At 63.3% G+C, this 11,904-nt stretch carries 11 protein-coding genes; 7 read left to right on the forward strand and 4 right to left on the reverse strand.

Features of this window, described 5'->3' with window-relative positions; translation table 11 throughout:
* Positions 1–80 precede the first annotated feature (80 nt).
* Positions 81–920, reverse strand: a complete 840-nt coding sequence (locus tag VK792_RS04835; protein ID WP_326296221.1) for an AAA family ATPase — start codon at positions 918–920, stop codon at positions 81–83.
* Positions 921–1,066: 146 nt separating this feature from the next.
* Entirely contained in the window at positions 1,067–1,858 is a 792-nt protein-coding gene (locus VK792_RS04840; protein WP_326296222.1) for a hypothetical protein, read from the reverse strand.
* Positions 1,859–2,144: 286 nt separating this feature from the next.
* On the opposite strand from VK792_RS04840, the gene dksA reads away from it, so the two are divergent.
* Together dksA and VK792_RS04850 are read left to right on the forward strand one after the other, a co-directional pair.
* Positions 2,145–2,567: an RNA polymerase-binding protein DksA gene (gene dksA, locus VK792_RS04845; protein WP_326296223.1), complete on the forward strand. Its 423-nt coding sequence runs from the start codon at positions 2,145–2,147 to the stop codon at positions 2,565–2,567.
* Positions 2,568–2,653: 86 nt separating this feature from the next.
* A complete protein-coding gene (locus tag VK792_RS04850; protein ID WP_326296224.1) occupies positions 2,654–3,820 on the forward strand; it encodes an FAD-dependent oxidoreductase in 1,167 nt (388 codons plus the stop codon).
* 39 nt (positions 3,821–3,859) lie between these two features.
* On the opposite strand, the gene xth is transcribed toward VK792_RS04850, so the two are convergent.
* Positions 3,860–4,642, reverse strand: a complete 783-nt coding sequence (gene xth / locus VK792_RS04855) for an exodeoxyribonuclease III (RefSeq protein WP_326296225.1) — start codon at positions 4,640–4,642, stop codon at positions 3,860–3,862.
* Here xth and VK792_RS04860 point away from each other — a divergent pair.
* Both VK792_RS04860 and VK792_RS04865 read left to right on the forward strand, forming a co-directional pair.
* Complete coding sequence (locus VK792_RS04860; RefSeq protein WP_326296226.1) at positions 4,620–5,294, forward strand: hypothetical protein; 675 nt, start codon at positions 4,620–4,622, stop codon at positions 5,292–5,294. The two genes, xth and VK792_RS04860, sit on opposite strands and share 23 nt — an antisense overlap.
* Positions 5,295–5,386: 92 nt before the next feature.
* A complete protein-coding gene (locus VK792_RS04865; protein WP_326296227.1) occupies positions 5,387–6,478 on the forward strand; it encodes a DUF6902 family protein in 1,092 nt (363 codons plus the stop codon).
* A 6-nt stretch (positions 6,479–6,484) separates the two neighbouring features.
* Here VK792_RS04865 and VK792_RS04870 read toward each other — a convergent pair whose 3' ends face one another.
* Positions 6,485–6,808, reverse strand: coding sequence for a HesB/IscA family protein (locus tag VK792_RS04870; protein WP_326296228.1), 324 nt, complete (start codon positions 6,806–6,808; stop codon positions 6,485–6,487).
* Positions 6,809–6,891: 83 nt separating this feature from the next.
* Between VK792_RS04870 and VK792_RS04875 the strand changes: the two genes are divergently transcribed.
* From VK792_RS04875 to argS, 3 genes are all read left to right on the forward strand, one after another.
* On the forward strand, positions 6,892–8,091 hold the full coding sequence (locus tag VK792_RS04875; protein ID WP_326296229.1) for a deoxyguanosinetriphosphate triphosphohydrolase: 1,200 nt from the start codon (positions 6,892–6,894) through the stop codon (positions 8,089–8,091).
* Between the two features lie 124 nt (positions 8,092–8,215).
* Positions 8,216–10,033, forward strand: a complete 1,818-nt coding sequence (locus VK792_RS04880) for a cation:proton antiporter (protein WP_326296230.1) — start codon at positions 8,216–8,218, stop codon at positions 10,031–10,033.
* A 68-nt stretch (positions 10,034–10,101) separates the two neighbouring features.
* Complete coding sequence (gene argS / locus VK792_RS04885) at positions 10,102–11,829, forward strand: arginine--tRNA ligase (protein WP_326296231.1); 1,728 nt, start codon at positions 10,102–10,104, stop codon at positions 11,827–11,829.
* Positions 11,830–11,904: the final 75 nt, after the last annotated feature.

The following is an 11,904-nucleotide window of genomic DNA, read 5'->3' on the forward strand; positions in this document are numbered from 1 at the left end:
CGGCGCGGCTGCGCCGCGCCCGGGGGCGCTGCCCCCGGACCCCCGGGATATTTTCCGCCAGAAGAAGGGGAGGGCGTGACCTACCGACCACGGCGGGCCATGAAAGCGAGGCGTTCGAAAAGGTGCACGTCCTGTTCGTTCTTCAGCAGCGCGCCGTGCAGTTTCGGCAGCGCATCGGCGCCGTTGCGTTTGAGGTCTTCGGCGCTGAGATCCTCGGCGAGCAGGAGTTTCAACCAGTCAAGCACTTCGGAGGTGGACGGTTTCTTTTTCAGCCCCTGCTGGTCGCGAAGGTTGTAGAACTGGGTCAGCGCCTCTGTCAGCAGGGTCGGCTTGATGCCGGGGTGGTGCACCTCGACGATCTTGCGCATCGTGTCGGCATCTGGGAAGCGGATGTAGTGAAAGAAACAGCGGCGCAGGAAGGCGTCGGGCAGTTCCTTTTCGTTGTTCGAGGTGATGATCACGATCGGGCGGTGTTTCGCCTGCACGGTTTCGCCGGTCTCGTAGACGTGGAAGGCCATCTTGTCGAGTTCCTGCAAGAGGTCGTTCGGGAACTCGATATCGGCCTTGTCGACCTCGTCGATCAGCAGCACAACCTTGCCGGGTGCCTCGAACGCCTGCCAGAGCTTGCCCTTGCGGATGTAGTTGCGCACGTCGTTGACGCGTTCGTCCCCCAGCTGGCTGTCACGGAGGCGGCTGACGGCGTCGTATTCATAAAGGCCCTGTTGCGCCTTGGTGGTGGATTTGATGTTCCACTCGATCATCGGAAGCCCCAGCGCCTCTGCAACCTGGCGGGCCAGTTCCGTCTTGCCGGTGCCGGGTTCGCCCTTGACCAGCAACGGGCGTTCCAGCGTGATCGCGGCATTCACCGCCATGGTCAGGTCGTCGGTGGCGACATATTCGGCGGTGCCGTCAAAGCGCATCTTGTCCCCCGGGGAAGCTGTCAGTCGGTGCACAGGGGTAAGGCGGGGCCGCGCGCTTTGCAAGCACCTGGACGGGGGGGGCGGAACGGGAAACGCCCTGCCGTCCGGTTTGGCAGGGCGGAGCGATCCCGGGTCCAAGCGTGTTGTCAGCGGATGTCGAAGACCTTGTCGTATTCCGGCATCTCGATCTTGCCGCCATAACAGGTGCCGTCGCCGTCACTGGCAAAGAAGACGTGACCCTTGTTCGACATGATCGGCGCCTCCTCACCCTCGGCAAGATCAACGATCTTGACCGGGTTGCCGTCGAAGTCCTGCCAATAGACCGTAACCGGCGCGCCGCTGCGGTTGACAAAGGTGATCTCGGCGCCGCTGTGCGTTGCAGGCGATTTGTCGACCCCCTGCGTCGGGCAGGCAAGGCCGGCCTTGCCCGGATCGCGTGCGGGAATGGCGTCGGAACCGCGCCGCGCCGCGCAGTCTTCCAGCATGCCAATGGCACCCGTGGTGCCGGTCAGCGGCAGCGTCATTTCTGTGCCGTCAACGTTCAGAATCAGGTCCGAGCCGCGGACGATCGCGCCGATCCAGGCCTCGGTCACGGGGACGTGCACCATGCCGTCCCAGACCGTGTAGTCGCCCTTGATGCGTTCGCGACCGGCCTCTGCCACGATGCTGACCAGCGCCCCGTCGGGGCGTTCACGCGGGATGCCCATGGTCCACGATCCGTCGCCCAGCGTTTTTGCAAGGCTGAAATCCATCTCTGTGCCGCGCTCGATTCCACAGGCGACGGGGCGGCCGTTCTCATGCTGCGCCATGACTTTCCAATCCGCGAAGGCGCCGTAGGTTTCGCTATCAAGCGCGGCGGCGGGGGATGTCAGCCCGGCCCCAAGCGCCAGAACGACAGCGGGAAAGGTTACGCGGGACATGCGCGCGAAAATCGTCATCGGGTCTGCTCCAGTCTGTCACCAATCAGCGTGCCCCGGCCTCAACACACGGGGATGGCCAGTATTTACGGCGAATTGGGCGAATTGATGGTCTGGCTGTGATGCATTGATGCGCACGGTGCGCGAAATTTGGCCGCAGACGGGGCAGAAATCCGGCCCGTCGACCGAAAAAGCCCTGTGATTGTGTAGTGACATCCCCGCGGCCATGGGCTAAGGCCTCGCGCAGGGGTGCCAGAGTTCCGGAGAATACAACATGATGGATACTGGCCAGCATGAGGGAGCGAAAATGAAGTCGGAAACTTTCCTACCCGACGATTATCGTCCGGCTGAAGACGAACCATTCATGAACGAGCGACAGCTCGAATATTTCCGCCGCAAGCTGATCAACTGGAAAAACGATATTCTGGAAGACAGCCGGGAGACCATCGAAGGTCTTCAGGACAGCACGCGCAACATCCCCGATATCGCCGACCGCGCCTCCGAGGAAACCGACAGGGCTCTCGAATTGCGCACCCGCGACCGTCAGCGCAAGCTGGTGGCCAAGATCGACTCGGCCCTGCGCCGGATCGACGAAGGCGAATACGGGTATTGCGAAGTGACCGGAGAGCCGATCAGCCTGAAACGGCTGGATGCGCGTCCGATCGCGACGATGAGCCTTGAGGCACAGGAACGCCACGAGCGCCGCGAAAAGGTCCACCGCGACGACTGAACGCGACATGCGTGACGGAATCTGAAAACGCCGGGGCCTTGGCTGCCGGCGTTTTTTTCACCTCAGCTTATGTCGGATCAGGGAACATGACGGACAAGGCAACTCGGATCACCGTGGTGGGGGCCGGCATCGGCGGACTGGCCTGTGCGCTGGCGCTGTGCCAGCGCGGGTTCGATGTGACCGTTCTGGAACAGGCCGAGGCGATCACCGAAGTGGGCGCGGGCATCCAGGTTTCGCCCAACGGCATGCGCGTGATCGAAGCCTTGGGACTGGCAGAGGGGCTGACCGCCAGATCGGTCCGGGCACGGGCAGTGTCCCTGCGCGACTATCGCCGCGGGGACGAAGTTCTGCGGCTCGATCTGAAAGCCCTGCCAGAGGATCAGGGTTACTATTTCGTGCACCGCGCCGACCTTATCGACATCCTCGCGGATGCTGTGCGCAAGGCTGGTGCACGGGTGCGTCTGTTGCAGCATGTCGATACGATCCGCCCAGGCGCGCACCCGCGGATCGAACTGGCCACCGGAGAACGGGTCGAAACCGATCTGGTGATCGGTGCGGACGGCCTGCATTCTGTTCTGCGCCCAGCGTTGAACGGGGCCGGAACGCCGTTTTTCACCGGACAGGTTGCCTGGCGCGCTGTGGTGCCCAACGTTACGGCCCATCCGGCCCATGCGCGGGTGCATATGGGGCCAGGCCGTCACCTTGTCAGCTATCCGCTGCGCGACGGGTCCCAAGTCAATATCGTCGCTGTGGAAGAACGCAAGGGCTGGGTTGAGGAAGGCTGGCACGTCAGCGACGATCCGAACAACCTCAAGGCCGCCTTTGCCATGTTCGATGCCGAAGTGCACCGCTTGCTGGACGAAGTGACAGAGGTCCGAATCTGGGGCCTGTTTCGCCACCCGGTGGCGCAGCATTGGTACGGAGAAAACTGTGTTCTGCTGGGCGATGCCGCGCATCCGACGCTGCCGTTCCTGGCGCAGGGGGCCAACATGGCGCTGGAGGATGCTTGGGTTCTGGCCCGCTGTCTGGAGGACTTTCCGGCGCGGGCCGAAGCGCTGCGCCGGTACCAGAAAAAGCGCCGCGAACGGGTGGTGCGCGTGGTCGATGCCGCCAGCGGCAATGCGTGGAAATACCATTTGCGCGGTCCGGCACGGGTTCTGGCCCATGCCGGCTTGCGGCTGGCAGGCGCGGTGGCGCCCGGGCGGATGCTGCACCAGTTCGACTGGCTTTACGGCTTTGACGTCACAGGCTGAGCGGCCCCTGACGCAGCGTCGAATCCCCCAGTTCTTGTGTCAGAGCGCCAGGTCCGCCCAGACCGGTACGTGATCCGAAGGCTTGTCGCCCGCGCGCACGTCGCGGTCGATCTGACAGTCTGTCATCAGGTCCGCGGCTTGCGGTGACAGCAGCAGATGGTCGATGCGGATGCCGTTATTGCGCTGCCACGCGCCGGCTTGATAGTCCCAGAAACTGTAGTGCCCAGGGCCTTGCGTTACCGCACGAAACGCGTCCGTGAATCCAAGGTTCACAATGCGGCAGAAGGCGGCGCGGGTTTCCGCGCGAAACAGCGCATCTTCGGTCCAGCTTTCGGGCTTTGCGGCATCTTCGGGTTGTGGGATCACGTTGTAGTCCCCCGCCATCATCACCGGCATTTCCAGCGCCAGCAGGTCGCGCGCTCGCGCTTCCAATCGGGCCATCCAGGCCAGCTTGTAATCGTATTTCGGCCCTGGCGCCGGATTGCCATTGGGCAGGTAAAGGCCGCACAGACGGATGGCCTGCGTTTCCCCCATCACCGTCGCTTCGATCCAGCGGGCCTGTTCATCGCTGTCGTCACCGGGCAAGCCGCGGGTCACGTCCTCCAGCGGGTGTTTTGACAGGATCGCCACGCCGTTGAAGCTTTTCTGCCCGTGGGTTTCGACCTGATAGCCCAATTCCTCGAAGATTTCGCGCGGGAAGGCGTCGTCGACCGATTTGATTTCCTGCAACAGCACGACATCCGGGTGCGCCGCGTCCAGCCAGCGCGGCAACGCCTCGATCCGCGCCTTGATGCCGTTGATGTTGAATGTTGCGATCTTCATCGGCGCGCTCCTCTTTCGCCGATCTATCGCCCAGCGCGCCGTGGCTGGCAACCCGTCGCCCGTGATTCGCGGTTGCGGCAGGGGATTCGTCGCGGATTTCATGCACAGGCCGCACTTTCGGGAAAAAAACTTTCTTCTGTGGATAAACGCAACAAGCGTCAAAACGTCAGTGGTCTGCAACCTGAAGGTGATGTGGATAGGTGTGAGGATACCGTTTAAATTGAAATTAGGTGTTGAAAAACTCGCTTACGTTGAAATTCTTGGGATGCAAACCCGCAACCTGGAGGACATCATGTCGGCAGTTCGTTCACATCTGATTAACCCTGAAATTCAAAACGCTTCGGTTGAACCGGACATGTTCTGCGGCGATGGCTGCGACCTGTTCATCTCGGGGTCGGCCCCGGCGGAGGAAGCGCTGAGCGTGACCGGTGACGCCACGGGCGCGTTCATCTCTGGTTCGGCGCCGCTGTCAGGCAGCCACCACGCAGGCGACGCGACCGGCTTGTTCATCTCCGGTTCCGCACCCGCGGCGTCCGCCAGCCACGCAGGTGATGCGACGGACCTGTTCATCTCGGGGTCCGCGCCGGCAAAGGGCGAAATGAGCGACGGCGCGGCGACCGGCCTGTTCATCTCAGGCTCGAACCCGGCCTGAGAACTCGGCCAAAGAGTAAGGCCCAAGAATACGGCCTGAAACCCGGCGGAGGCGCCAAGGCGCCCCGCCTCTGACAGAGCAGGAGCGTTTTCATGTCAAACGTCGTCGTCCTTCCGATCCGTCGCCGGACCATGGACCCCAGCGACCGGATCGCAGCCCTGGCCACCTGTTTCGCCACCGGGCGGCGCCGTCAGGAAGACGTGTTCTGGCTGAAGGAAAACGCCGAGTTGCTGAATGTGTTGGAAACCACGCGCTTGCCAGAGCGCGGAGCAGCGATCAGCGCATATGAGCCGTTCTATGCGTCGCTGATCGACCGCTTCACTTTCTTTCCGCAATACTATCGGTTCCTTCTGTCGATCTGTCTTGACCTCGAAGACCTTGGGCTTGACGGCGGTGTCGGGGCGCGGCTTGCCGCGCGTGCCGCCGCCGATGACCTGCCAGGGGCCGAACTGTCCGACCTGCAACGCGCCGAAGCGCGGCGACTGTTCGAACGGCGCGACGTGACGCTTGTACAGGTCGATCCCGGTCTGGATGACCGGCTGCGCGCCTTCGCGGCCCGGACGCCAACCTTTGCTCTGCCGAACAAGAAGGCCGCGTACGAGCTGACACACATTGTCTTTTATCTGAGCGAATATGGCCGCCGCGATCCGCGCTTGCCGCAAGAAGCGCTGACCAGCCTGCACTATGCCGGACTTCTGGCCTGGATCGACGGCAACGCCGATCTGCTGGCAGAGGTCTCCGTCGCCTTGCGTTTCGCCAACGCAGGCGTACCTGCGATTTGGGAAACCTGGCTAGAGCAGCAACGCCATGGAGCGCATGTTCGCGCCGACGACGGGCACGCCGCCCCTCGCGATGACTACCATGCCTGGATGATGCTGTCGTGGCACGCGGCGCTGTCCGGTCGCCCCAGTTTCCCAGGTGTTCCGGACGCCGGTCGGTTGACGTTTCACAGCGCGCCACAAACAGGATCCATCCTGCGGGAACTGTCGCAAGTGCTTTACCAGATGGATGGGCGTGATCGCGGCGTGTCGGAGGGCATGCGCCGGTCCCTGCGCGAGAAGCTTGCGCCGGCAAGTTGGGAATGGCTGTGCGCCGCCGAAGCCGCAACCCCCGCGTTTGGTGCATTTTTCGAAACGTTCGTGCGGGCCGAACATATGCCGGCGCGGTTGCTGCGTCGGATATGACGTGTCCTACATCGAGAAACTGATGCCGCAACCGCAAGAGGACGCGGCGTTGGGGTTCTCGATCACGAAACGCGCGCCGATCAGTTCATCGCTGAAATCGATCGTTGCGCCAGCCAGGAACGGCAGAGACACCGAATCCACCACCACGCATTCACCGCCACCTTCAAGCCGCAGATCGTCGGGGTGCGGTTCGTCCAGCCGGATGTCGTACTGGAACCCGGAACAGCCGCCGCCTTCGACGGCGACGCGCAACGCCTTGCCGCCTGCGCCGGCTTCGATCTCGGCCAAACGGGCGAAGGCCCTGTCGGTAACTTTCGGGGGCAGCTGCATCAGTCGGTCTCCATCACGGTTTCCCTTTGGAACAGCTTGGAATATATGGGGCGCAGGGACAGGCGACAAGGACAGACAGGCAGATGCAGGCGCCCTTTGCAAGCGACCCCCTGCGGTCGCGCGGACGATTGGTGGCCGAGGAGGAAAGCGCCTTCCGGTCGTGTTTCCAGCGCGACCGAGACAGGATCATCCACGCTTCCGCATTCCGGCGGCTGAAACACAAGACCCAGGTTTTCATCGAACATGAAGGCGATTTCTATCGCACGCGTTTGACCCATTCGATCGAAGTGGCACAGGTGGCGCGGACCATCGCCGGTGCGCTTGGTCTGAATTCCGAACTGACCGAGGCCGTGGCGCTGGCGCACGACCTTGGCCACACACCCTTTGGGCATACCGGTGAAGATGCTTTGTCGGAACTGATGGCGCCTTATGGCGGGTTCGATCACAACGCGCAGGCGATCCGCATCGTAACCTCTCTGGAACGGCATTATGCCGAGTTTGACGGCTTGAACCTGACCTGGGAAACGCTGGAAGGCATCGCCAAGCACAATGGCCCGGTCACCCATCGCGACGGTCGCCCGATCAAGGGCGACGCGGTGCCCTGGGCACTGGCCGAATACAACGCGACGCATGACCTTGAGCTGTGGACCCATGCCAGCGCCGAAGCGCAGGTGGCCGCGCTGTCAGATGACATCGCCTATAACAATCACGACCTGCACGACGGGTTGCGGGCCGAGCTGTTTTCCACCGACGAACTGGCTGACCTGCCAATCCTGGCCGAATGCTTTGCCGAGGTCGACCGCAAGTACCCCGGGCTGAATTACTATCGTCGCCGGCACGAGGCGCTGCGGCGTTTTTTCGGCGTGCTGGTTGAGGACGTGATCGACAATGCTCGCGCAGTGCTGACACAACTGGATGCCCGCGACGTAAGCGAGATCCGGGACGCCGAGCGAATGATGATCTATTTCACGCCCGCGCTGTGGACCGATCTGAAGGTGATCCGCAGCTTCCTGTTCCATCGCATGTACCGTGCGCCGGCGGTTGTCGCGATGCGCAAGGAGGTGACCGAGGTGGTGCGCGAACTGTTCCCGCTGTTCATGGAGCGCCCGGACCTGCTGCCGAAACAGTGGCGCAAGGACGTGGCGGAGCTGTCGGGCGAAACCGAGTTGGCGCGGATCGTCAGCGACTACATTGCCGGGATGACCGACCGTTTCGCATTGCAACTGCACGACCGGCTGCTGGGGGGGCGCGATATGCCGCCACCGGTGCATGACCCGGTCTGACGCCGAGTAACCCAGTTTCGGACCGGGCTGGTGCCCGGTCCGACCCGCTGGGGGACGCTGTCCCCCAGACCCCCTGAGGTATTTTCAAAACAAAAGACGCAGAAGGCGGAACGGGAGGTGATGGATGGCTTTGGCTGAAACGGCGGGACTGCCGGCGGTTCTGGGGCTGGCGCTGGTGGGCGGGCTGGGCGTTGGCGCGCAGTGGCTGGCGTGGCGGCTGCGGCTTCCGGCCATCGTGCTGATGCTGGCGGCCGGCCTGATCGTCGGCCCGGGGTTGGGGGTGCTGGATCCCGCGCGCGACATCGGTGCGTTGTTGCAGCCGATGATTGCCGTAGCTGTGGCGATCATTCTGTTCGAGGGCGGGCTGACGCTGAATTTCAGCAGCCTGGCGGATGCCGCGCGCGGGGTGCGGCGGCTGGTGGTGCTGGGGGCGCCCCTGGGGTGGATGGCCTCGACCCTGGCGTTGCATCTTGCGGCGGGATTGGATTGGGCGACCTCGGCCGTCTTTGGCGGCATTCTGATCGTGACCGGTCCCACCGTGATTGCACCGCTTTTGCGGCAGGCACGCTTACGCCGCCGCCCGGCCGCGCTGTTGCAATGGGAGGCGATCGTCAATGACCCCGTCGGCGCGCTGGCCGCGGTGTTGGCGTTCGAGGTTGTCGGTGTTGTGATGACGGCAACCGGGCCCGGACATGCGGTGGCAGCACTGGCCGGCGGTATCGCGCTGGCCACGGCACTGGGCGCCGCGGCGGGCTGGGGGCTGGCCCGGGCCTTTGCCAACGCCTGGGTGCCGGAATACATGAAGGTCGCGGTGCTGTTTGTGGCAGTGCTGGCGGTATTTGCCGTGTCTGACGCGGTGCTGCATGAAAGCGGACTTCTGGCGGTGACAGTCATGGGGGTCTGGATCGCAAACGCGCATCTGCCCAGCTATGCCGAGATCCGGCGGTTCAAGGAACACGCCACCGTGCTGCTGGTGTCGGGCGTCTTTATCCTGCTGGCCGCCAACATGGACCGAGAGACGCTGGCGGCGCTGGACTGGCGGGCGGCCATATTCGTTCTGTCGGTGATCCTGGTCGCGCGGCCGATACCGGTACTGCTGGCGCTGGCGTTTTCCGATGTGCCTTGGAAGGAACGCCTTTTGGTGGCCTTTACCGGGCCGCGTGGCGTGGTGCTGGTGGCAGTGGCCGGCCTGTTCGGCGAACGGCTGGTGGCGATGGGGCTGGAGGATGGCGCGCGGATCGCGCCGTTGGCGTTTGCGCTGGTGGCGGCAACGGTCGTCCTGCATGGATTTACCCTGGCACCCCTGGCGCGCTTTCTGGGGCTGAGCGCGGGCGAGGCGCCTGGTGTTGTCCTTGTGGGCGGATCGCCATGGTCGGTGGGGCTGGCGCAGGCGCTGTTGCGCCACGACCTGCCAGTGATGATTGCCGATCCAAACCGTGGCCACCTGAGACAGGCACGCGAGGCGGGCATTCGTGTCTATACCGGCGATATCCTGTCGGAAGGGGCCGAACACCGGCTGGATCTGGTGCCCTACGAAAAGGTCATCGCGGCCAGCGACAATGACGCCTACAACACGCTGGTTGCGACGGATCTCGCACCGGAATTTGGCCGTGACAACGTGTTTCAACTGAACCGCGACACGTCGGACAGCGCGCGGTATACCCTGCCGGCCAAGCTGGGCGGCCGGGCGATCGGGGTCGGCGACACCTATGCCAATGCGCAGCGGCGGCTTTGGCAGGGCTGGGAATTCCGCAGCACCACACTGAGCGACGAATTCAGCCTGGACGACTGGCGCAACGCCAATCCTGAAGCGCACGTCGTTGCAGACTTGCACAACGGAAGGTTGCGGTTTGTCGCGCCGGACCGGGCGCCGAAGAACGCGCCAGGCGTGACGCTGATTTCGCTTGGCCCGCCACGCGACCGGGGAGGGCAGGCAGGGTGATGCGTTCTGTCATTTGACCCCGACCGCCAGCGTGATAGAGGAGGCGGCAACAGACAGGACGATGTGACATGAACCTCTTTTCCGATATCCGCGCGCTGGTGATCGACGCGCTTGCCACGCTGCAGCGGCAAGATGCGCTGCCCGAAGGGTTGGACTTTGCCAATGTGACGGTCGAGCCACCGCGCGACCCGCTGCATGGCGATATGGCGACCAATGCCGCGATGGTGCTGGCCAAGCCCGCCGGAATGAAGCCTCGCGATATCGCAGAGGCGCTGGCCGCCGTGCTGGCCGCCGATGATCGCATCACCTCGGCCGAAGTCGCCGGTCCCGGCTTTCTGAACCTGCGGCTTGCCCCGTCGATCTGGGGGACGGTCGCCGCCGCCGCGCTGGAGCTGGGCACCGAATTCGGCAAATCCGCCATGGGGCAGGGGCAGCGTGTCAACGTCGAATATGTCAGCGCCAACCCCACAGGCCCGCTGCATGTGGGTCACACCCGGGGCGCGGTGTTCGGCGATGCACTGGCCAGCCTGCTGGCGTTTGCCGGGTACGAGGTGACACGAGAGTATTACATCAACGACGGCGGCGCGCAGGTCGACGTGCTGGCGCGGTCGGCCTACCTGCGCTACCTCGAAGCGCATGGGCACGATGTCGAGTTCATCGACGGCACCTATCCCGGTGATTATTTGATCGAGGTGGGCGAGGCGCTGAAGTCCATCTTTGGTGACCAGTTCGTGGACCAGCCCGAAGATGTCTGGCTGGAACCCGTGCGCGCTCATGCGATCGAGGCGATGATGGAAATGATCCGTGCGGACCTGGGTTTGCTGGGTGTCGAAATGGACCATTTCTTCAGCGAAAAATCTCTTTACGGTACCGGCAAGATCGAGGCCGCGATCGACAGCCTGCGCGACAAGGGTCTGATCTATCGCGGCGTGCTGGAACCGCCCAAGGGCAAGACGCCCGAGGATTGGGAGCCACGCGAACAGACCTTGTTCAAATCGACCGAACATGGCGACGACGTTGATCGCCCGATCATGAAATCGGACGGGTCCTGGACCTATTTCGCCCCCGATATCGCGTATCATTATGACAAGGTGCAGCGCGGGTTCGACCAGTTGATCGACGTGTTCGGTGCTGACCACGGCGGCTATGTCAAGCGGATGAAAGCGGCTGTCAGCGCCTTGTCCGATGGCAAGACCCCGCTGGACATCAAGCTGACCCAGCTGGTCAAGCTCTACAAGAACGGCGAGCCGTTCAAGATGTCGAAGCGCGCGGGCACCTTCGTGACCCTGCGCGACGTTGTCGAGCAGGTCGGTCCCGACGTGACACGGTTCGTCATGCTGACCCGCAAGAACGACGCTCCGCTCGATTTCGATTTCGACAAGGTGGTCGAAAGCGGTAAGGAAAACCCGGTTTGGTACGTACAATATGCGCATGCGCGGGTGAATTCCGTGCTGCGCAAGGCCGTTGAACTGGGGATTGCCACCGATGGCAGCACGTTCCAGATCGAGGACGAGGCCGAATTCGCACTGGCCCGCCGGATCGCCGAATGGCCGCGTCTGGTAGAGATCGCCGCGCGGACGCATGAACCGCATCGGGTGGCCTTCTTTCTCTACGATCTGGCCTCGGATCTGCACGCGCTTTACAATCGTGGCAACGAGATCGAGAAGATCCGCTTCCTGCAAGAGGGTGACAAGGACACAAGCACCCGGAAAATCGCTCTGATCCGGGCCTCGCAGGTTGTCATTTCGTCCGGCTTGGGTATCTTGGGCGTAACTCCGGCAGACGAGATGCGCTGAGATAACAGCGCCATGGCCGGTTGAGGCAGCACAAGAAACGGCGGGGATGCGTGATCCCCGCGGGCAGCGAGGCGG

The sequence above is a fragment of the Mesobacterium hydrothermale genome, from assembly GCF_035818635.1.
Taxonomy (GTDB): domain Bacteria; phylum Pseudomonadota; class Alphaproteobacteria; order Rhodobacterales; family Rhodobacteraceae; genus Mesobacterium_A; species Mesobacterium_A hydrothermale.